This is a genomic window from Nocardiopsis sp. YSL2 (assembly GCF_030555055.1).
In the GTDB taxonomy this organism is placed as follows: domain Bacteria; phylum Actinomycetota; class Actinomycetes; order Streptosporangiales; family Streptosporangiaceae; genus Nocardiopsis.
The window spans coordinates 6,036,648-6,057,292 of sequence record NZ_JAMOAO010000001.1 but is presented as its reverse complement, the minus strand read 5'-3'; the positions used below and the strand labels follow the sequence as shown (position 1 = coordinate 6,057,292).

At 72.1% G+C, this 20,645-nt stretch carries 18 protein-coding genes; 11 read left to right on the top strand and 7 right to left on the bottom strand.

Going from position 1 to position 20,645, the window contains the following annotated elements; genetic code table 11:
• The first annotated feature begins 132 nt into the window (after nt 1–132).
• Entirely contained in the window at nt 133–1,158 is a 1,026-nt protein-coding gene (locus M1P99_RS26690) for an ABC transporter permease (RefSeq protein ID WP_304455344.1), read from the top strand.
• 157 nt (nt 1,159–1,315) lie between these two features.
• Complete coding sequence (locus M1P99_RS26685; RefSeq protein WP_304455839.1) at nt 1,316–3,085, top strand: ABC transporter substrate-binding protein; 1,770 nt, start codon at nt 1,316–1,318, stop codon at nt 3,083–3,085.
• A 212-nt stretch (nt 3,086–3,297) separates the two neighbouring features.
• Here the strand turns inward: M1P99_RS26685 and M1P99_RS26680 are convergent, their stop codons facing one another.
• Both M1P99_RS26680 and M1P99_RS26675 read right to left on the bottom strand, forming a co-directional pair.
• Entirely contained in the window at nt 3,298–4,458 is a 1,161-nt protein-coding gene (locus tag M1P99_RS26680; RefSeq protein ID WP_304455343.1) for a hypothetical protein, read from the bottom strand.
• Between the two features lie 202 nt (nt 4,459–4,660).
• Nucleotides 4,661–4,885, bottom strand: coding sequence for a DUF2180 family protein (locus tag M1P99_RS26675; RefSeq protein WP_304455342.1), 225 nt, complete (start codon nt 4,883–4,885; stop codon nt 4,661–4,663).
• A 411-nt stretch (nt 4,886–5,296) separates the two neighbouring features.
• Here M1P99_RS26675 and M1P99_RS26670 point away from each other — a divergent pair, with 411 nt between their 5' ends.
• Complete coding sequence (locus tag M1P99_RS26670) at nt 5,297–6,310, top strand: ABC transporter permease (RefSeq protein ID WP_304455341.1); 1,014 nt, start codon at nt 5,297–5,299, stop codon at nt 6,308–6,310.
• A gap of 35 nt (nt 6,311–6,345) precedes the next feature.
• The gene (locus M1P99_RS26665; protein ID WP_304455340.1) at nt 6,346–8,172 is read left to right on the top strand and encodes an ABC transporter ATP-binding protein; all 1,827 of its coding nucleotides are present in this window, start codon (nt 6,346–6,348) and stop codon (nt 8,170–8,172) included.
• A 48-nt stretch (nt 8,173–8,220) separates the two neighbouring features.
• Here the strand turns inward: M1P99_RS26665 and M1P99_RS26660 are convergent, their stop codons facing one another.
• Both M1P99_RS26660 and M1P99_RS26655 read right to left on the bottom strand, forming a co-directional pair.
• Entirely contained in the window at nt 8,221–9,003 is a 783-nt protein-coding gene (locus tag M1P99_RS26660; protein ID WP_304455339.1) for a sporulation protein, read from the bottom strand.
• A 250-nt stretch (nt 9,004–9,253) separates the two neighbouring features.
• On the bottom strand, nt 9,254–9,865 hold the full coding sequence (locus M1P99_RS26655) for a TetR/AcrR family transcriptional regulator (RefSeq protein ID WP_304455338.1): 612 nt from the start codon (nt 9,863–9,865) through the stop codon (nt 9,254–9,256).
• Nucleotides 9,866–10,262: 397 nt separating this feature from the next.
• On the opposite strand from M1P99_RS26655, the gene M1P99_RS26650 reads away from it, so the two are divergent.
• The 3 genes from M1P99_RS26650 to M1P99_RS26640 all read left to right on the top strand — a co-directional run bounded on the left by M1P99_RS26650 (nt 10,263) and on the right by M1P99_RS26640 (nt 11,771).
• Complete coding sequence (locus tag M1P99_RS26650; RefSeq protein WP_304455337.1) at nt 10,263–10,649, top strand: hypothetical protein; 387 nt, start codon at nt 10,263–10,265, stop codon at nt 10,647–10,649.
• A 190-nt stretch (nt 10,650–10,839) separates the two neighbouring features.
• A complete protein-coding gene (locus tag M1P99_RS26645) occupies nt 10,840–11,202 on the top strand; it encodes a GntR family transcriptional regulator (RefSeq protein ID WP_121183505.1) in 363 nt (120 codons plus the stop codon).
• Nucleotides 11,203–11,366: 164 nt separating this feature from the next.
• Nucleotides 11,367–11,771 (top strand): hypothetical protein, encoded by a 405-nt coding sequence (locus M1P99_RS26640; RefSeq protein WP_304455336.1) that lies wholly within the window; start codon nt 11,367–11,369, stop codon nt 11,769–11,771.
• Nucleotides 11,772–11,854: 83 nt separating this feature from the next.
• Here the strand turns inward: M1P99_RS26640 and M1P99_RS26635 are convergent, their stop codons facing one another.
• The 3 genes from M1P99_RS26635 to M1P99_RS26625 all read right to left on the bottom strand — a co-directional run bounded on the left by M1P99_RS26635 (nt 11,855) and on the right by M1P99_RS26625 (nt 15,572).
• Nucleotides 11,855–12,211 carry a hypothetical protein gene (locus M1P99_RS26635; RefSeq protein ID WP_304455335.1) on the bottom strand — a complete coding sequence of 119 codons (357 nt, stop codon included), beginning with the start codon at nt 12,209–12,211 and terminating at the stop codon, nt 11,855–11,857.
• 165 nt (nt 12,212–12,376) lie between these two features.
• Entirely contained in the window at nt 12,377–13,777 is a 1,401-nt protein-coding gene (locus M1P99_RS26630) for a sigma-70 family RNA polymerase sigma factor (RefSeq protein WP_304455334.1), read from the bottom strand.
• 622 nt (nt 13,778–14,399) lie between these two features.
• A complete protein-coding gene (locus tag M1P99_RS26625) occupies nt 14,400–15,572 on the bottom strand; it encodes an AMP-binding protein (protein ID WP_304455838.1) in 1,173 nt (390 codons plus the stop codon).
• A 254-nt stretch (nt 15,573–15,826) separates the two neighbouring features.
• On the opposite strand from M1P99_RS26625, the gene menB reads away from it, so the two are divergent.
• The 4 genes from menB (at nt 15,827) to M1P99_RS26605 (ending at nt 20,641) form a co-directional block, all read left to right on the top strand.
• Complete coding sequence (gene menB / locus M1P99_RS26620) at nt 15,827–16,666, top strand: 1,4-dihydroxy-2-naphthoyl-CoA synthase (protein WP_304455333.1); 840 nt, start codon at nt 15,827–15,829, stop codon at nt 16,664–16,666.
• Nucleotides 16,663–17,631 carry an o-succinylbenzoate synthase gene (locus M1P99_RS26615; RefSeq protein WP_304455332.1) on the top strand — a complete coding sequence of 323 codons (969 nt, stop codon included), beginning with the start codon at nt 16,663–16,665 and terminating at the stop codon, nt 17,629–17,631. The genes menB and M1P99_RS26615 overlap by 4 nt, the downstream gene beginning before the upstream one ends.
• 344 nt (nt 17,632–17,975) lie before the next feature.
• On the top strand, nt 17,976–19,700 hold the full coding sequence (menD, locus tag M1P99_RS26610) for a 2-succinyl-5-enolpyruvyl-6-hydroxy-3-cyclohexene-1-carboxylic-acid synthase (RefSeq protein ID WP_304455331.1): 1,725 nt from the start codon (nt 17,976–17,978) through the stop codon (nt 19,698–19,700).
• A gap of 113 nt (nt 19,701–19,813) precedes the next feature.
• A complete protein-coding gene (locus M1P99_RS26605; RefSeq protein ID WP_304455330.1) occupies nt 19,814–20,641 on the top strand; it encodes a cupin domain-containing protein in 828 nt (275 codons plus the stop codon).
• Nucleotides 20,642–20,645: the final 4 nt, after the last annotated feature.

Genomic DNA, 20,645 nt, shown 5'->3' with positions numbered 1-20,645 from the left:
ACACCGCCACGCCGACACCGCGCGCCCGGGTGTGTCGGCCCTTCGGCGCGGACGCTGGAAACCCTCGCGTGCCTCGTGCACTCTTTGGGTAGTCAGATACTCACGGACGGCGATAATGGGGGTCCCTGGTTCATGACCGCGCCGATGGACGTGCCGGAGTCGTCCCAGCACGCCGAGCCGGAGGCGGTGGCCGCGGGAGCCAAGGGCGCCGCGAGCCGATCCCTCCGCCAGATCGCCTGGCAGCGCTTCCGCCGGGACCGGGCCGGCATGGCCGGCGGGATCGTCGTCGTCCTGCTCATCCTCGTCGCACTCCTGGCCCCGCTGCTCACCGCCTGGCTGGGCCAGCCACCCAACCAGTTCCACCAGGACCTCGTGGACCCCCTCACCGGCGGGGTCCTGCGCGACCCCGACGATCCCGCCCAGGGGCTCGACCCCTGGGGCGGCATGAGCGCCGAGCACCTGCTGGGCGTCGAGCCCGTCAACGGACGCGACCTGTTCAGCCGCATCGTCTACGGCGCCCGGACCTCCCTGCTCGTGGCCACCGTCGCCACGGTGCTCTGCGTGGTCATCGGCACCGTCCTGGGCATCGTCGCCGGGTACTTCGGCGGGTGGATCGACACCGTCATCAGCCGGGCGATGGACATCTTCCTGGCCTTCCCGCTCCTGCTCTTCGCCATCGCGCTGGTGGGCGTCATCCCCGACGGCGCGTTCGGACTGACCGGCAACGGGCTGCGCATCGGCGTCCTGGTGTTCATCATCGGCTTCTTCAACTGGCCCTACATCGGCCGGATCGTGCGCGGGCAGACCCTCACCCTCAAGGAGCGCGAGTTCGTCGAGGCCTCGCGCAGCCTGGGGGCGGGCAGCGCCCACATCGTCTTCCGCGAGATCCTGCCCAACCTCGTCACGCCGATCCTGGTCTACTCCACGCTGCTCATCCCCACGAACATCCTGTTCGAAGCGGCGCTGAGCTTCCTGGGCGTGGGCATCAACCCGCCCACGGCCACCTGGGGCGGCATGTTGGAGGGCGCCCTGCGCTTCTACACCACCTCACCGCACTTCGTCATCGTGCCGGGCATGGCCATCTTCGTCACCGTTCTGGCCTTCAACCTCTTCGGCGACGGACTGCGCGACGCGTTCGATCCCCGCTCCTCCGACTGACCCCCCGGTCCCGAACGGCCGCGCGCGGTCCCGGACGACCCTTCCCGGCCCCGGGGCGTGCGCCGCACGGCTCCGACACCGAACCCGATCAGGAGGCATGGTGAGTACACATCACTTCACACGCGCGGGACGGATCCCGCGCACACGCGCGGGACGGATCCCGCGCACGCGCGCGCGGGCGGTCGCTGCCACGGCGGCCGGGGCCGCGGTCGTCCTGCTGCTGTCCGCCTGCGGAGGGGACGGCGGCGGCGGGGGAGAGGTCTCCGACGCCGAGTTCAACGAGGGCGAGAACAGCATCGTCAACCCCTCGGACCAGACGGGCGGAACCCTGCGCTACGCCATCTCGGCGGACTTCGACTCACCCGACCCGGGCAACACCTACTACGCGTTCAGCTGGAACTTCTCCCGCTACTACGCCCGCACCCTGCTGACCTATGCCGAGGAGCCGGGCGAGGGCGGGACCGAACTCCAGCCCGACCTGGCCGAGGAGCTGCCCGAGCCCAACGAGGACGCCACCGAGTGGACCGTGCGGATCAAGCAGGGGCTCACCTACGAGGACGGCTCCCCGATCACCGCCCAGGACATCAAGTACGCGATCGCGCGCAGCAACTTCGGTGACCAGGCGCTGCCCAACGGGCCCAAGTACTTCCAGGACCTGTTGGCCGACAGCGACGACTACGAGGGGCCCTACGCCGACGTCGCCGATCCGCTGGAGGGCTTCGACGGGATCGAGACGCCCGACGACCACACGCTGGTCTTCCACCTCGACAGGAGCTTCGCGGAGTTCCCCTACGTGCTCATCCAGCCGCAGACGGCGCCGGTGCCCGCCGACGCCGACCGGGGCGAGCAGTACCAGAGCCAGGTGGTCTCCTCCGGGCCCTACAAGTTCGAGGGCGAGTACCGGCCCGGGGTGTCGCTGAACCTGGTGCGCAACGACGAGTGGGACCCGGAGACCGACCCCACACGCCGGGCGCTGCCGGACCGTATCGAGGTGCAGATCGGGGTCGACCAGAACGAGATCGACCAGCGGCTGGTCAACGGCGACCTCGACGTCGACCTGGCCGGCTCCGGGGTGGGGCCCGCGATGAAGGGCACGCTGATCTCCGACGAGGAGCAGAAGCGCAACGTCGACAACCCGCAGACCAACACCCTGCGCTATGTCAACGTCAACACGGTCGTGGAGCCGCTCGACGACCTGGCGTGCCGCCAGGCGGTGATGTACGCGGCCGACCGCGACTCGCTGCAGCGGGCCTGGGGCGGTGACACCGGGGGTGACATCGCCACCCAGATCATGCCGGCGGCACTGCCCGGCGCGGACCCGGAGATGGACCTGTACCCGTCGGAGGACGGCGGGGGCGACCTGGACATGGCCCGCCAGAAGCTGGAGGAGTGCGGGGAGCCGGACGGGTTCACCACCTCGATCGGCGCCCGCGCCGACCGGCCCTCGGACGTGAGCACGGCCGAGGCCCTGCAGGCGGCGCTGGCGCGGGTGGGCATCGAGACCGAGATCAAGCAGTACCCGTCGGACACCTACACCAACACCCAGGCGGGGTCCCCGGACTTCGTGCACGAGAACGATCTGGGCCTGACCGTGTACGGGTGGGCGCCGGACTGGGCCAGCGGGTACGGGTTCATGAGCAAGATCCTGGACGGTGACGCCATCCAGAGCGCGGGCAACGCCAACATCTCCGAGCTCGACGACCCGCAGATCAACGACTGGTTCGACGAGGTGGTCACGGTGGAGGACCAGGACGAGCGCGCGGAGATCTACCGCCAGATCGACGAGAGGGCCATGGAACAGGCCGCCATCCTCCCGGCCGTGTTCGAGCGGACGGTGCTGTACCGGCCCGCGAACCTGACCAACGTGTACTACCACGCGGGTTACTCGATGTACGACTACATGTCGCTGGGGACGACGAGGGAGTAGCCCGGCCGCGGGACGGGAGAGGATGAGGACGTGAGAGGGCGGTGACCGGCGAGGGCCGGTCACCGCCCCCGCGTGTGCGCGGCGCCGGTCAGTGGATGCGGACGCTCGTCAGAACGCACGCCGGTGCCCTCGGGGTGCCCTCGGGGGTGGGAGCGGAGGGTGACCCGGTGGCCGGCCGGCGTTCGAACGATCCGCGGGAACGCCGGTCCGGGTCAGAGCACGAACACGATCGCGAAGACGAGGGCGATGACCCAGGCCACACCGATCAGAAGGTACAGGCTGTCGAGGACGGCCCCCTCCCTGGGGCCGAACACGGGCTTGACCTGCAGGGTTTCGGGCACCTCGGGCCAGTGCGCGTCCAGCTCGGCCTGGACCGCCCGGTGCGGGTCGGGAGCGGCGCCGGTCAGCGCGGAGAGGAGCTGCTGGGCGGTGGGGCGCTCGGACTCCCGCGGGCTCAGCGCCGCCGTGACCACCGCGCGCAGGTCCTCGGGCACGGCCGACAGGGAGAGCGCCTGGAACTCACCGCTGTCCAGGAAGGTGCGCAGGAACCGGCGGAACCGCTGGTCCGTCTCGGCGCGCAGGTCCTCGTCCTCCGCCAGCCGCAGGAACTCCGCGCTGGAGACGCTGCCGTCCTCCTCCCGGGCGATGCGGGCGTCGAGGTGCTCGGCGTCCTCCCGCATCCACCGCAGGATCTCCCCGTCGGGGGCGGTGCCGTCCCCGACGGGGGTGCCGGGCGACGGGTCCCCTTCACCGGGGGCGATCAGGGAGGAGGCGTGCAGCACCAGCAGGCCCCAGGAGAACACGTCGCAGGCGGGCGTGGCCGGGTCGCCGGGGCCGATCTCCGTCGGGAGCCGCGGGTCGGTGGTGTGGACGTCGCGGGGCAGGGCGGGCCCCTCCACGACGTCGCCGACGACCGGTCCCTGCCGGGTGAGGTAGACGTTGTCCGGGTTCAGGTTGCCGTGGACCAGGCCCGCTCTGTGGACGACCACGAGCGCCTCGGCCACACCGGTCGCGAGCATCCGGACCAGGGACGCCGGGAACCGGACTCCCATGTAGGCGTGCAGGCTGAGCGGTGCTCCGTCCGCCATGGGGGCGACCGTCCAGGGCCTGTCCGCCGTCAGATCCATCGCGGCCACCGACTGGATGCGCGGCGATTCCACTGCCGCGATCAGGCGTGCCCGCTCCCGGACCGCCTCCACGCACCAGGAGGAGAGCGGTCCGGCCTCGTCGAGGCGGCGGGCGATGTACCAGGCGCCGTCCTGGTCGGTCACGCAGTAGTCGAGTTCGTTCGAGCCGACGACCGGCAGCACGCGCCGACAGGTGTAGCCGCCGAAGGAGGCGGGGTCCTGGCGGCGGCGCGGTTCGGAGAACACGGGGACATGGGAGCCGGCGGTCTTGGGGGAGGGCTGCATCGGTGTCGATTCCGGTGGGGACGTGCTCGGGGACGCTGTCCCTTCTACCAGTACCGTTGACCGGACCTGCCACGGGAGTGGTGGTCCGCGGGCCGCTCCCCGCGCGGCTCACCGGCGCGGCGGCCGGGAGGCCGGCCGCGGTGGGAGTGCTCTGGCGCGCCGGTCAGGCCCGGTGGTCGAGGCCCTCGGCGTGGTGGCAGACCGGGCAGGTGATGTGCCGGGCCGGATAGGGCAGCTCGCTCTGCCCGGGATTCGCGGGCCGGCGGACGTCCACCGGGGTCTCGTGCGCGTGCTCGGTGCACACCCCGGCGCCGCACCTGATGCACACCGCGACGGCGGGAGCGGCCCGCTCCTGCCGGGCGCAGTCGTAGCACTCCACGTCGGTCACCTCCCCATCTTCCGTCACCTGTGCGACGGAAACCCCTCTTGTCTCGCGTGCCCCGCCAGCACCGGCTCACACCTCGTGGGGGAGATGCGGTCGATCGGCCGCCGCACGGTGTCATGCCCGGCGATGACCGGCCGTGCCGTCAGGGCTGAACGGCACGGACCGCGCTCCGCTGGTGTGCCCGGGGACCGTGTCCGCGTCGGGCGCGCCGTTCTGCGCACGGGACCGTGCGTCTCCGGCATGCCGGTCCACGGGAGCAGGGCGATCGAGTCCGCCACGATGGGGCCGGGTACACGCCGGGAGGGATGAGCGTGACCGATTGATTGCGCTGGGTTACCGTTTGTGCTCAGGCGGGCACGGCTCGCCGAACGGTCCCCGACACCAGGGCCGCCCCCGTCGACAGGAAGACGCGCCTTGCTGACCTACATCCTGCGCCGACTCGGCGCCGGCCTGCTGCTTCTGGCCGTGGTCACGATGGTCACCTTCGCCATCTTCTACGTGGTGCCGCGGTGGGCGGGGCGGACCACCGAGCAGTTGGCGACGATGTACGTGGGGCGCGCTCCCACCCCGGAGGCGATCCAGGCCACCATCGACCGGCTGGGGCTCGACAAGCCCATCGCCGTGCAGTTCTTCGAGTTCGTGCGCGGAATCTTCTTCGGGGCCGAGTACCGGTTCGGCCGGGAGACGATCGAGTGCGCGGCGCCGTGCTTCGGCTACTCGTTCCAGACCTATCAGGAGGTCTTTCCCGAGATCGTGGCGCGGCTGCCGGTGACGGTGTCCCTGGCGGTCGGTGCCGGGATCATCTGGCTGGTCGGCGGGATCGCCGTGGGCGTGGTCTCCGCTGTGTGGAAGGGCAGCCTGTTCGACCGTCTGGCGATGGGTGTCGCGCTGGCCGGGGTGTCGCTGCCGATCTTCTTCACGGGTCTGCTGTCCCTGGCCTTCCTCGTGCACTCCTGGGGCCTGTTCTCCACCCCGGTGTACGTCCCCTTCGTCGAGGATCCGGCGCGGTGGGCCGAGGGCCTGGTCCTGCCGTGGCTGACGCTGGCGTTCCTGCACGCGGCGATGTACGCCCGGCAGACCCGGGCGGGGATGCTGGAGACGCTGGGCGAGGACTACATCCGTACCGCCCGGGCCAAGGGCCTGAGCGAGACCAGGGTGGTGCTCAAGCACGCGCTGCGTCCGACGCTCACGCCGATCGTGACGATCTTCGGCCTGGATCTGGGGCTGGTGCTGGGCGGCGCGGTCCTGACCGAGCAGGTCTTCTCTCTGAACGGGATCGGCCGGTACGCCGTGCAGGCCATCACCCAGAGCGATCTTCCGGTGATCCTGGGGGTGACGCTCTTCGGCGCGTTCTTCATCGTCATCAGCAATCTGATCGTGGACCTGGTGTATCCGCTGATCGACCCCCGCGTCCGCATCCACGGTTGACGGGCCCCGCGGCCCAGAGAGCAGAGGCGTCCCCTATGAGCGAGTCCGCGGCTTCCACCGACACCGTCGTCCGGGTGGACGACCTGCGGGTGGCGTTCCCGACCATGGACGGCGACGTCCACGCGGTGAACGGGTTGTCCTTCGAGGTGCCGGCGGGCGGCGCCCTCGGCATCGTGGGCGAGTCGGGCTCGGGCAAGAGCGTGACCTCGCTGGCTCTGATGGGCCTGCACCGCGGTAGCCGGGCCCGGATCACGGGCGCGATCGAGGTCGTGGGCAAGAACGTGGTCACGGCCTCGGACAAGGAGCTGCGCCGGATGCGCGGCAACGACATCGCGATGGTCTTCCAGGACCCGATGCAGTCGCTGCACCCGCAGTTCACGATCGGCAACCAGCTGGTGGAGGCCTACCGGATCCACCACCCCAAGGCCTCCAAGGCCCACGCTGTGAAGAAGGCCGTGGAGTCGCTGGAGCGGGTGGGGATCCCCGAGCCGGGCACGCGGATCAACTCCTACCCGCACGAGTTCTCCGGGGGTATGCGCCAGCGGGTGGTGATCGCGATGGGGCTGATGTGCGATCCCAAGGTCTTGTTGGCCGATGAGCCGACCACCGCGTTGGACGTGACGGTGCAGGCCCAGGTGCTGGATCTGCTGGACGAGCTGCGCCGGGACCTGGGGATGGGTCTGATCCTGGTCTCGCACGACCTGGCGGTGGTGGCGGGGTCGGTGGACGAGGTCGTGGTGATGCGCAAGGGCGTGGCGGTGGAGCACGGGGACGTGCGCACGGTGCTGTCCTCGCCGGAGCACCCGTACACGCAGGCGCTGCTGGACGCGGTGCCGCGGGTGGAGGTCTCCCGCGCCCAACGCCGCGCCAGCGACCGGGCGGACCGGGCGGAGCGGGCCGAGCGGGAGCGTCGGCGCGGGCGCCCGGGGGAGGCGCCGGCCGCGGAGGGGGCGGCCGGGCAGGACGTGGAGGGGGCGGCCGGAAGGCGGGCCGGACCGGACGCCGTCGCACCGGACCTGGGCGGGACCCTGTTGCGGGTGGAGGATGTGGCGCAGCGGTTCAGGGTGCGTGGGGGCCTGTGGGGGCGTTCCACGGACTTCTGGGCGGTCAGGGGTGTGTCCTTCGAGCTGCGCCAGGGCGAGACGCTGGGTGTGGTGGGCGAGTCGGGGTCGGGTAAGTCGACGCTGTCGCGGATGGTCATGCGCCTGTTGGAGCCCACCCGGGGCCGGGTGGAGTTCGAGGGCCGTGACATCACGCACCTGTCCGACCGGGAGCTGCGCCCGTTGCGCCGGGACGTGCAGATGGTGTTCCAGAACCCGTACTCGTCGCTGAACCCGCGGGTGACGGTGGGGGACGCGATCGGGACGGCGTTGAAGGTGCAGGGCGAGCGCGATGGCAGGAAGGTGCGCGCGCGGGTGCAGGAGCTGTTGGAGCGGGTGGGGTTGGAGCCGGGGCACTACAACCGGTTCCCGCACGCGTTCTCCGGTGGTCAGCGCCAGCGGATCGCGATCGCGCGGGCGCTGATCCTGAAGCCGAAGCTGATCATCTGTGACGAGCCGGTCTCGGCTTTGGACGTGTCGACGCAGGACCAGGTGCTGCGGTTGCTCTCGGAGTTGCAGGACGATTTCGGGTTGACCTATATCTTCGTGGCGCATGACCTGGCGGTGGTGCGCCAGGTCTCGGACCGGGTCGCGGTGATGAGGAAGGGCGAGATCGTGGAGATGGGTGACAGTGACAGTGTGTATGAGTCGCCGCAGAGCGAGTACACGCGTCAGTTGTTGACGGCGGCGCCGTTGCTGGACCCGGACGAGGCGCGGCGGCACCGCGCCGAACGCGAAGCCGCCAGAGGCGGGGCGACCTGACCCGGCGGGGTCCGGGGCGCGCCCCCGCGCGCCCCGGCCCCCGGAGCGTCACAGCCAGCCGCGCTGACCCGCGATCGAGTCGATCCAGTGGTGCAGGTAGCCCGTCCAGTCCTGGGCCTCGCCGCCGTGGGCGATGCTGAACTGGTGGAAGGTGTCCCTGCCCTCGCTGAAGAGCAGCCCCGGCTTCTTGTCCAGCTCCAGGACGACGTCGATCCCCCGCTCGTCGGTGACGAAGGACAGCTCCAGGTTGTTCAGGCCCTGGTAGCGGCTCGGCGCCCGGTACTCGATCTCCTGGTAGAAGGGCAGCTGCTGGCGGGTGCCTCGGAGGCGGCCCTTCTCCATGTCGGCCTGTTGGAAGCGGAAGCCCAGGGAGTCCAGGGCGTCCAGGATCGCCCGTTGGGCCGGGAGCGGGTCCACGCGCACGGGGTCCAGGTCGCCGGGGTCGATGGCCCCCGCCACGTGCAGGCGGGTGTTGACCCCCAGCTTCATCTTGTGCAGGTACTGGCCCTGGTAGGTCGTGATGGGGGTCTCCCACGGTGTGGGGATCTCGAACGGCACCTGGATCTGCTGGCCCGGCTGCAGGTGCAGTTCACCACCGAGCTGGACCCGGTGGAAGTCCATGTTCTGGTGCCCTTCGCTGTCGTCGAACTCGACTTCGACCCGGGCCTGGTAGCCGACGGTGAGCTGTTCGACCCGCTGGTCGACCTCGCCGCCCTGGATGTGGACGGTGCCGCGGACCGAGCCTCCCGGCCAGGTGGGGGAGCCGTCCAACTGGGTTTCGACAGACGCTCCGCCGAATCCGACGCCGGCGAGCAGACGCTTGAGAACCATGCTTCGCTTCCTCAGCCCTCCGGCCGTGAAGGGGCTCCTGGCCGGGGGAATGTGTGGTGTGGGTGATCGGCGCCCCTGCTGTTCGGACGCACGCAACGAACGTTCGGTTGCGTTCGGCGCCGATCGGCTTCGACCCGCCCCGGCCAACGCACCAGGACCGGGGCCCGGGTGGACCGGTGCCCGGAGCCGGTGGTCGGGACCCGCCGACGCGGGCCCGCCCTCGGCCGTCAGCGCTCATCCCCCCGCCGACTCACACCAGCCCCGCCAGCAGCGCCCGCAGACCGAAGCGGAAGCGGGCGTGGGCCTCGGCCGCGTCAGGTGCGTCCTCTTCCTGTTGGTGGCGGACCTGGTGCACGACCGCGCCCAGGCAGTAGGAGTACAGGGCGTCCGCCGCGCGGTCGGTGTCGGGGCCGCTCAGCCCGGCCTCACCCAGGGCGCCGCGGACGAGCGCGTGCGTGGTGAGGCTGTTGGGGGTCCGGGGCGCGCGGTGCGCCAGGAGCGACAGGGCACCCGAGTACTCCAGCAGCCGTGCGCGGTAGGCCTCGGCCCAGGCGGTGATCCGCTCGTCCCAGGGGTCGGGCTCGGCGTCCCCGGGCTCCTGCTGGGCGGCCGACGCCGCTTCCTCGGTGTCCGGCTCGTCCAGGGCGCCGCCCCCGGGCCCGGGGGAGGTGACGTAGGCGGCGATGGCGTTGAACAGCTGTTCCTTGCCCAGGGGGAAGTGGTGGTAGATCGCCATCGCCTCCACCTCCAGGGCGTCGCCCAACCGGCGCATGGACAGCCCGCCCAGGCCGCGGCCCGCGATGATGTGCAACGCCTCGATGATGATGCGTTCGCGGCTCAGGCCCGCGTAGTTCCTGCTCACGCTTGTCCCTTCGGATCTCGGCACCGGTCGACGCGGTACCTCGGACGCGCGGCGGCCGGGACCGCGTGCGGCCAGGGTCGCCGGGTGGTCTTCCGCGACGATTCTCGCGCGAAGGACCGGGCCTGCGACGTGGGGATCGTCGGCCGGCCCGCCCGCTCGGCCCGGCTCCACAGAGTACGCCGACGCGAATCCCCTGGTGCGGCCCAACACTCCGCCCCGGGTTCGTTGGCGTGTTCGACGGTGAAGCCGGGCCGAGCGGGGCTCGGGACGTCCACCTCCCGATTCCGGCCTTCCGTCGACCGGGCGGGCCCCTCCCCGCAGGCCCATGGGCTTCAGCCACGGGGGGTTGACCTCTAGAGTGGCCTTGACCGACGGTACGCGGGTACGGAGCGCACACATGGGACTTGCCAAGCAGAGCATCACACAGGCGCGTGAGAGCCTGGCACATGACCGGGAACTGGCCGACCGCCTGCCCGAGCTGTTGCGGTCGGTGGCCGAGGCCGAGAACGCTCTCGACACCGCCCAGGAGAGCGACGCCTCCGACGAGGAGCTGCGCCGCTGCGGGCTCGCTCTCGACGCCGCCCTGACCGAGGCCATGCGCGCCGCCTACGCCAAGGAGCGGGTGCTGGTGGGGCTGAAGGGTTACACCGACCGGATCTATCGCCGCAAGGTCTCGGCCCGGCCGAAGGTCCGTGCGGCGACGCTGGACGCGGAGCAGCTCCTGACCGCCCGGGAAGCCCACCGTCTGCACGGCATCAAGCGGACGCCGCAGAGGGTGGTCTGAGTCCGGTGCCGGGCCCGCCTCGTCCGCGTTGCGCGGCGCGGCGGGCCCGGCCGCTCCCGCCTGCCCGACACGGTCCGGGACGCCGCGACCCCTGCCGGGCCCCGTGGGGACGGTAGGTTGGTGTTCATCCGGTCGAAGACCGCGCTCGCGACCGCGGGGGCGGACCACTTGGTGGGGAGCGCAGTAGGAGATGGCGGATTTCATCCGCGTGGATCCGACGTCGAAGGTACCGCCCTACGAGCAGATCAGGACGCTGGTGGCGATCGCGGCGGCCAACGGCGACCTGCCGGTCGGATACCGGTTGCCGACGGTTCGGGCGCTGGCGAGCGAGTTGTCGGTGGCGGTGAACACCGTGGCCCGCGCCTACCGCGAACTGGAGCAGGCCGGGGTCGTGGAGACGCGTGGCCGGTCGGGTACGTTCGTGGCCGCCACCGGTGACGACCAGCGCGCCGAGGCTCTGGCGGCCGCCCGTGCCTACGCCGAGGTGATCTCGCGGGTGGGGCTCGACCACGACGAGGCCGTCGAGATCCTGCGAGCCGCGCTCAAGGGCTGAACGGGGCCGCCGGCGGGTGTTCGGCGGCAGGATGCTGAGGGCGTGGTTCCCGAATGGCCGCATGCGGCCGGGATCCCGAGTGGGGCGTCCACGCCGCTGTCCCGATCGTTAGTGTCATAGGGCGTCGCCCTCTTGGCGGCGCCAACGGTCGAAGGAGGCGCTCCATGGGCAAGGCAACCGGCGGAGGACGTTCGGCGGGCGGCGCGGGCGGCGGATCCAAGGGTCGGCCCGGAGGCGGTGCGGGACGGCCCGGCGCGGGGGCCGGGGGCCGGTCCGGTGGGGATTCCGGTGCCGGGCGCGGCGGCCGTGAGGGGGCGGCATCCCGGCCGGGATCCGCGAACCGCGGCCCGGGCGCCTCACGTGCGTCGGGCGGTGCGCCGCGGGACCGGCAGGAGGAGCGGCGGCGCTGGTCGCGGGCCCACCACCGGCACTACCACAACGAGCTCAGCTACCACGGCGACGGCGATTTCCGGCCGCGGCGCAGTAACACCCAGACGTTCTTCGTCCTCGCCGTGTTCGGGCTCATCCTGCTCGGACTGCTGTGGCTGGTGCTCCTGGTGTTCTTCTAGAACCGACCTCGCACGGCCCCCCTCCCGTCGCCCGCCATCGGCCGGGGGACGGGGTCCGGGGGCCTTCCTCCCTCAACGGACGCCTACCGGCGCAGCCCCAGTACGGAGATGGTGTAGAAGAGGACGAGTCCGGCCCAGACGATCGGTACCGCCGCGCCGCCGACCAGGGAGGCGGTGATCGCGGTGAGCGGGATGCTGACCCCCAGGCACACCAGCGACAGTACGAACCGCACGGTGTTGGAGGGCATCCCCGTCCTGGCGGGTGCGGCCTGGGCGGTGGTGTGGGCGATGTGGTGGCGGACGCGTTCCTCGATGGTGTCGTCGATGCGTTCGACGAGGGAGGCCGCCACGGCGTCGTCGTATTCCGGACCGAGCTCGCGGCCGGCCCGTAGAGCTGCGGAGACCTCGTCCGTACGGCGAGATGAGGGAGATGCGGTCATGACGCCATGATCGCACCGCTGCGGGTGGGCTCGGGCACTCTGTATCCGAAACCAGGGAAAACTCCGGGTTTCCCCTGACACGGGGCGAAACCTGCCGGTGGCGGGCATGACGACGGGGCCGCCACCGTGCTCTGCGGTGGCGGCCCCGTCCCGTCTCGGCCGTGCCTAGCTCGCGAAGTCCAGCAGCTGCTGGGCGCGGCTGGGGTGGCGCAGCTTGGACAGCGACTGCTTCTCGAGCTGACGGATGCGCTCTCGCGTCAGGCCCAGGTGCTTGCCGATCTCGTCGAGCGTGCGCGGCCGCCCGTCCATCAGGCCGAAGCGCAGGGACATGATGGTCGCCTCGCGCGGCTCCAGGTCCGAGAGCGCGTTGCGCAGCTGGTCGGCCATGAGCTGGCGGTCGACCACCTCGGAGGCCTCCGAGGCGTCCACGTCCTCGATGAGGTCGCCGATCCGGGTCTCGCCGTCCTCACCGATCGTGGAGTCCAGGCTGATCGGCTGTCGGGTGACGCGCAGCAGCTCCTCGATCTGGGCCGGGGTCTTGTCCAGCTCCAGGCCCAGTTCCTCGGGGGTGGGCTCGCGTCCCAGCGCCTGGTGCATGTCGCGTTCCAGGCGGCTGACCTTGCTGAGCAGTTCCAGCACGTGCACCGGCAGGCGGATGGTGCGGGCGGAGTCGGCGAACCCGCGCTGGATGGCCTGGCGGATCCACCACATGGCGTAGGTGGAGAACTTGAAGCCCTTGGAGTAGTCGAACTTCTCCACGGCGCGGATGAGGCCCAGGTTGCCCTCCTGGACCACGTCCAGCAGGGACATGCCGCGGTCGCTGTACTTCTTGGCGACCGACACCACCAGGCGCAGGTTGGCCTCGAGCATGTGGGACTTGGCCAGGCGGCCGTCCTCGGCCACCCACTCCAGTTCCTCGACCTCGGCCTCGGCCATCTCGAAGGAGTCGTCGACGGCGCCGTGCCGGCCCAGGCGGTACTCCGCGTAGAGTCCGGCCTCGACCCGCTTGGCGAGGTCGACCTCCTGCTCGGCCGTGAGCAGCTGCCGCCGCCCGATGGCCTTGAGGTAGGTGTGGACCGAGTCGCCCATGGCGGGGGACTGGTCGTCCAGGTCCACCTCGCCGGTGTCCGGGTCGGTGGTCTGGGTGGTCTCGGTCTTCTTGGTGCGCCGCGTGGTGCGGGGCTTCCTCCGGGAGGCGGAGGGGCCCTTGCGGGCCGTGACCTTGCCGGTTGCGGCCTTGGGTGCCTCGTCGGTCTCGGGCACCGTCGCGATGAGAGTGTTTTCCAGCACGTCGTCCTCGGCGTCAGGATCGGCCACCAGCACGGAGTCCTCGCCCCCGTTGGCGAGTCGGACACCGTTCTCGGTGAGTTCACGCAGGATGGTGCGGCCGTCAGCAGAGGTGACTCCGGCCGCGGAGAAAGCGGTACGTAGTTCGGAGAGTGACAGGTGTCCCTGAGAGCGACCGCGTTCGAGCAGGTCGGACAGAGCGCCGTCCGCGGTGCCCTCCTGGTGCGGAGCGGTCCCTGTGGATTCGGGTACCGAAGCGGCTAGGGCAGTGCTCGTCATCGGGGCACCTCCCTCCCTTCCAAGACGTGTGGCACGTGGCGGAGGGTTCCCGCCGACTGGACGCGCCAATATGTCCAACGTGTCGCCAGGTCAAATGTTCCCTGTCTCGATCTGATATCAGCGAGAGTGGCGTAAATCACGGTGTGGGAAGTGGCCGGGCGCGGAGTCGAGCGGGTAAAGGGCGCCGTCCGCTGCCGCGTGCGCGGCCCGCGCTGGGAACCGGCCGCGGCGGAGGGCGCAGGGCCTGGTGCGAGTGGACCGATGGCTGTCGCCAACTGCGGACCTCCTTGGGAAGAGGGGCCGAAGGACCGGATACACAAGTAGACGTCGGGGACCTTCCGGAAGTTCCCCGCCTACCGGACACGGCTCGGGGCGACCGTGGCCCGACACCGCCGCCAAGGGCGCGGGGCCCCCAGCTCACACGTGATTCCGGCAGTGCCGGCGGAGGTGACCGCGACACCTGTAGCCGACAGGGTCCCACGGGAACGGAGTGCACCGGTAAACGCCGATTCGCGTGGTGGCGCCCCCCGCGTCCGCGACAGGGGTGGACGGGCCGGACGTGGCGGGCCCGCGGATCGCCCCGCGGGCCGGGCGGATCCCCGCCGGCCGGGACGGGTCGTGCTCAGTCCTTGGGTGTGCGCAGCGCCACCAGGTCCGGCTTGCCCGACGCCAGGAGCGGCAGGCGTTCGCGGACCTCCAGCTCGCGCGGCGCCGCGTAGGCGGGCAACCGCTCGCGCACCCAGTCGCGCAGCTCCTGCAGCGACGGCGGCCGACGCGGGTCGGTCGGTACCACCACGGCGCTGACCCGCTCCCCCCACTCCGGGTCCGCGCGGCCCACGACCACCGACTCGGCGACCGCCGGGTGTTCGGCCACCAGCGCGTTGACCTGGCCGGGGACCACCTTGTGCCCGCCCGAGTTGACCACGTCGTCCATCCGGCCCAGGACCGACAGGCGCCCGTCGGCCTCCCAGCACCCCAGGTCGTTGGTGCGCAGCCAGGTCACACCGTCCCCGTCGCGCTCCAGCGCTCCGGGGGCGCGGGTGCCGGGCGGCATCCGGTACCCGCTCAACAGCACCGGCCCGGCCACCAGGATCCGGCCCGGTTCCCCGGGCGAGTCCGACTCCAGCCGCACCCGTACCCCGTCCAGGGGAACACCGTCGTAGACACAGCCCCCGCACGTCTCGCTCATGCCGTAGGTGGTCACCACCCGCGCCCCGGCCCGGCGGGCCCGCTCCAGCAGGTCGGGTTCGGCGGCGGCGCCGCCGAGCAGGACGGTGCCCAGGTCCGCGAGGTCGGTGCCGGCGGCCAGCAGGCGCCGCAGCTGGGTGGGGACCAGGGACACGTGCGGACCCAGTTCGCGCGCCAGCTCCGCCACACCCTGCGTGTCGAAGTCGGCGTGCACCGCCTCGGTCCCGGTGACCAGTGCCCGGATGATCACCTGCAGGCCGGAGATGTGCCCCGCGGGCAGGACGCACAGCCACCGATCGCCCGGCGCCGCGCCCACGCGCTCCACCGAGGCCAGCGCGGAGGCGCGCAGCGCGGCCGCGGACAGCTCCACGCCCTTGGGCAGGCCGGTGGAACCGGAGGTGGTGATGACCAGCGCGGTGTCGGTGAGCGCGGGCACGCCGCCCTTCAGGGCCGTGACGCCCTGGGGCGTGCGCACCGACTCCGGGCGCATCGCGGCGAGCAGGTCCCGCACCCGCGCCTGGGGCGTGCCGGCGGGGACGGGCAGCAGGGCCGGGCCCCGGCCCCGCAGGGCCCGGGCCACGCGGCGGCCGATCTCGTCGGGCGCCAGCCCGACGAGTGCCTGGAGGGGGCGTCCCGGACCGGGGCCGGGCGCCTGTGATTCCACCGCGTCTGCTGCTCTCACACGTGCCACGGGGACAGGGTATGCCCCTCCCTGCTCCGCGGGAGCTCGGGCCTCGGTGGGCGGGGGCATGCCGTGCGCGGCCACCCCGCCTGGCAGAATGCGTAGGGTTGACGCTTGGACGCGGCCTCGCGGCCGCGTCCGCGCCGTCCCCAGTGTCCCCGTGAGGAGAAGCAGAAGCCGTGAGCAGCGTGATCGACTGGCAGCGGTCGGGCGAGTATTCCGACATCATCTACGAGACCGCGGAGGGCATCGCCAAGATCACGATCAACCGGCCGGAGCGGCACAACGCCTTCCGGCCGCAGACCTTGTTCGAGCTCCAGCAGGCGTTCAACATCGCCCGCGACGACTCCGAGGTCGGTGTGATCATCTTCACCGGTGCGGGCGACCAGGCCTTCTGCTCGGGCGGCGACCAGAAGATCCGCGGCGATGACGGCTACATGGGTGACGACGCCGTCGCCAAGCAGGGCATCGGCCGCCTCAACGTGCTGGACCTGCAGGTGCAGATCCGCCGCCTGCCCAAGCCGGTCATCTGCATGGTCGCCGGGTGGTCCATCGGCGGCGGCAACGTGCTCCAGGTCTGCTGTGACCTGACCATCGCCGCCGACAACGCCAAGTTCGGGCAGACCGGTCCCAAGGTCGGCTCCTTCGACGGCGGGTACGGCTCCTGGCTGCTGGCCGAGACCGTCGGCCTGAAGAAGGCCCGCGAGATCTGGTACCTGTGCCGCCAGTACAGCGCCCAGGAGGCGCAGGACATGGGCATGGTCAACACCGTCGTGCCGCTGGCGGACCTGGAGAAGGAGACCGTGCAGTGGGCGCGTGAGCTCCTGGAGAAGTCCCCGCTGGCCCTGCGCATGCTCAAGGGCGCCATCAACGCCGTCAGCGACGGCGCCGCCGGGATGCAGCAGTTCGCCGGCGACGCCACGATGCTCTACTACATGAGCGAGGAGGCCCAGGAGGGGCGCGACGCCTTCAAGGAGAAGCGCCGTCCGGAGTTCGACCAGTTCCCGCGCCGCCCGTGACCTGGCCCGCCGCCGACCCGGCGGGGTCTCTCGCCGGGTCCCGGGCGTTCGCGGTGGGCCTGCGCAACCGGTTCCGCGGCATCACCGTCCGCGAGGGCCTGCTCGTGCGCGGGCCGGCCGGGTGGGGCGAGTTCTCCCCCTTCGCCGAGTACGGTCCGCGCGAGTCCTCGCGCTGGTGGGCGGCCTGCCATGAGGCGGCCCACCAGGGCTGGCCCGAGCCGGTCCGCGACCGGGTGCCGGTCAACGTCACGGTCCCCGCGGTCGGCCCGGAGGGGGCCGCGCGGATCGTGGCCGCCGGGGGGTGCGCGACCGCCAAGGTGAAGGTCGCCGAACGCGGACAGGACCCGGGGCAGGACATCGCCCGGGTGGAGGCCGTCCGCCAGGCCCTGGGCCCCTCGGGCCGGGTGCGCGTGGACGCCAACGGCGGTTGGGACGTCGACACCGCGGTGCGCATGGTGCGCGAGTTGGACCGGTTCGACCTGGAGTACGTCGAGCAGCCGTGCGCGAGCCTGGAGGACTTGGCTCTGGTCCGGCGCCGCGTCGATGTCCCGGTGGCCGCCGACGAGTCGATCCGCAAGGCGGAGGACCCGCTGAGGGTCAGTGCCGCGGGCGCCGCCGACATCGTGGTGCTCAAGGTGCAGCCGCTGGGCGGTGTGCGCGCCGCGCTGCGCGTGGCCGAGGCGTGCGGTCTGCCGGTGGTGGTCTCCAGCGCCGTGGAGTCCTCGGTGGGTCTGGCGGCGGGTGTGGCCCTGGCCGCGGCTCTGCCTGACCTGCCCTACGCGTGCGGTCTGGCGACCGCGCAGATGCTCACCGCCGACGTCACGGCCGATCCGCTGCTGCCCCGGGAGGGGTTCCTGCCGGTCCGGGCGGTAGAGGTCGACGAGGAACGGCTGCGCGGGGTCGAGATCGACGCCGCCGCCTGGCGGGTGCGGGCCGAGCAGGCCCGCGAGGCGGGTCGGGAGTAGTCCGAGGCGGGGTGACCGGCCCCGCTCGGGTGCTGACCAGGGGTGTGAACGGAGGCGCGGGACACGCCCGGGTGTGCGCGGACCGACATCCGCCGGTGCTCGCCAGCGGCGGTATGAGCGGGTTGACTGGTACGTGGTGCGACGGTGGAGCGGGCGTGGCGTGGTCTTGGCCGTGCCGATACCGGCGGCGGGACCGGCCCGCGCGGCGGTGGCGCGGCGCCATCGCGCCCCCGTGACCGGGTGGGGGCCGGAGCGGGGCCGTCCCTGCCGGAGCGGGGCCCGTGCGCGGGTCCGCCATCGCGCGGGGATACTTGGTGCACACCACGACGAATGAAAGCGTGTTCATGAATCCGTCTACCGCCCTGGCGCGGGTCCTCGTCGACGAACTGGCCCGTTGCGGGCTGTCCGAGGCCGTGGTCTCGCCGGGGTCGCGCTCGACGCCCCTCGCGCTGGCCCTGGTCGCCCACCCCGAGGTCCGCGTCCACGTGCGCGTGGACGAGCGTTCGGCGTCCTTCCTCGCGCTGGGCCTGGCCCGTGTGTCCCGGCGGCCCGTGGCGGTGGTGTGCACGTCCGGTACGGCCGCGGCGAACTTCCATCCCGCGGTGATGGAGGCGAGCGAGAGCGGGGTGCCGCTGCTGGTGCTGACCGCCGACCGCCCGCCGGAGCTGCGCGGGACCGGCGCCAACCAGACGGCGGACCAGATCGGCCTGTACGGCGGTGCGGTGCGCATGTTCGCCGAGGTCGGCACTCCCGACCCGGTGCCGGGGATGGTCGCCTACTGGCGTTCGCTGTCGTGTCGCGCCTGGGCCGCGGCCCTGGGCGGCCGTCCTGGTCCGGTCCACCTGAACGTGGCCTTCCGCGACCCCTTGACCCCCGACGAACCGGGCACCGGCGCTCCGGCCTGGACCGAGCCGTTGGAGGGCCGGGACCTGGGCCGCCCGTGGATCGGCCGTCCGGGCCCGTGCGCGGAGCCCGTGCCCTTCACCCTGCCCGCGGTCGAGCGCGGCGTCATCGTGTGCGGTGACGGCGACTACGACCCGGTGCCGTTCCTGGCGCTGGCCGAGCTCACGGGGTGGCCGCTGCTGGCCGAACCCACCTCCAACGCCCGCCGGGCGGGAGCGGTCTCCACCTACCGGCAGCTGCTGGCCTCGCCGGGCTTCGCGGCCGGGCCCGCGCCGGAGCTGGTCGTGAGCGTGGGGCGGCCCAACCTGTCCCGGCAGATCCTGGCCTACCTGCGCCGTGCCGAGCGCCACGTGGTCGTGACCGCCGGGGCGATCGGCGATCCCTCGGCCTCGCTGGCCAACGCCTTCTCCGACCCCGCGCGCACCGCCACCGACGTGGTGGCCGCCGTCGCCGCCCCCGGGGGACTGGACCTGGACGGGCCGGTGGGAACGGACTGGTCGCGGTGGTGGTTCCGTGCCGAGGCGGCGGCGCGTACCGCCGTGGACACGGTCCTGGACGCCGACGAGGCGCTCAGTGAGATGCGGCTCGCCCGCGACCTCGTCTCGCACGTGTCGGCCGGGTCGCTGCTGTTCGCCGGTTCCAGCATGCCCATCCGCGACCTGGACGCGACCATGCGGGCGCGGTGCGGTGTGCGCCTGGTGGGCAACCGGGGTGTGAGCGGGATCGACGGTACGGTCTCCGCCGCGATCGGTGCCGCGTTGGCGCACCAGGCCGATGGCACGGGCGGGCAGGCCTATGCCCTGTTGGGCGACCTGGCGATGCTGCACGACCAGAACGGGCTGGTGATCGGACCGGGCGAACCGCGCCCCGACCTGGCCGTGGTCGTCGTCAACAACGACGGCGGCGGGATCTTCTCCGGCCTGGAGCAGGCGGGCCACCCCGACTTCGAGCGGGTCTTCGGTACCCCGCACGGGGTGTCGATGGAGCGGGTGGCCGCGGTCGCGGACCTGCCCTACACCCGTTTGGAGTGGGCGACGGACCTGCCCAAGGCCCTGTTGGGGGAGGGGCTGCGGGTGATCGAGGTGCAGACCGCGCGCACCGACAGCGCGGTGCTGCGCCGCCGGGTCCAGGCGGCGGTGGACGAGGCGGTCGAGGGCGTGCTGTGAGCCCGACCACCTGATCGTCCGGGTTGCGGTGCCTCACCCAGGGGAAGGACGTGTCCAAGGGGACCGGTGCGGTCGCCGCGTCCCGTGGTGCACACGCAGTGAGGTGAGCGGTCGTGAACTACGTGCTGCACATGACGGAGCTGGCCCGCTGGCGGACCGGTACCGGTGATCTGGAGCCCGACAGTCTGCACACCGACGGGTTCGTGCACGCCTCGCCCAACGAGCACACGGTGCTGGCGGTGGCCAATTCCCTCTACAGCAAGGCAAGCGAGCCCTACTGCGTGCTCGTGGTGGACACCGTGCGCCTGGGCCGGGAGGTGCGCTGGGAGCCGGCGGCACCCGCCCGGGGGCAGGGCGTGCTGGAGGGTGTGGACGCGTCGGTGCTCTTCCCGCACATCTACGGGCCCATCCCGCGTGAGGCCGTGGTGGGCGTGCGCTACCTGCGCCGCGAGCCGCCGGGGGTGTTCACCGCGGTCGACCAGCGCGGTCCCACGGCCGAGGCGCTGGACCTGCTCCCGCATCCTGAGGGCGGGTGGTTCAAGGTCACCTGGCGCAGTGGTGTGACCGTGCACCCGGAGGGCTATGACGGCCCGCGCGAGACGGCTTCGGGTCTGCAGTTCCTGCTCAACCGGGGGGACCGGTGCCGGTGGCACCGGCTGCGTTCGGCGCAGTTGTGGTCCTTCGACCGGGGCGGTCCGGTGCTCATCGAACTGGGGGGCGCGGGGCCCGAGCCGGAGGTGGAGCAGCGCTTCACCCTGGGGCCGCACATCGAGGCGGGCCAGCACCTGCAGGTGCTGGTTCCGGCGGGTACCTGGCAGACCTCCCGCCCCCTGACGGGTGAGGAGAACCTGTCCACGTGCGTGACCTCTCCGGCGTTCGACTTCGCCGACGTGGAGGTCGCCGACGAGGGCGGCACCCTGCGCTTCCCCCGGATGCTGTGAGCGC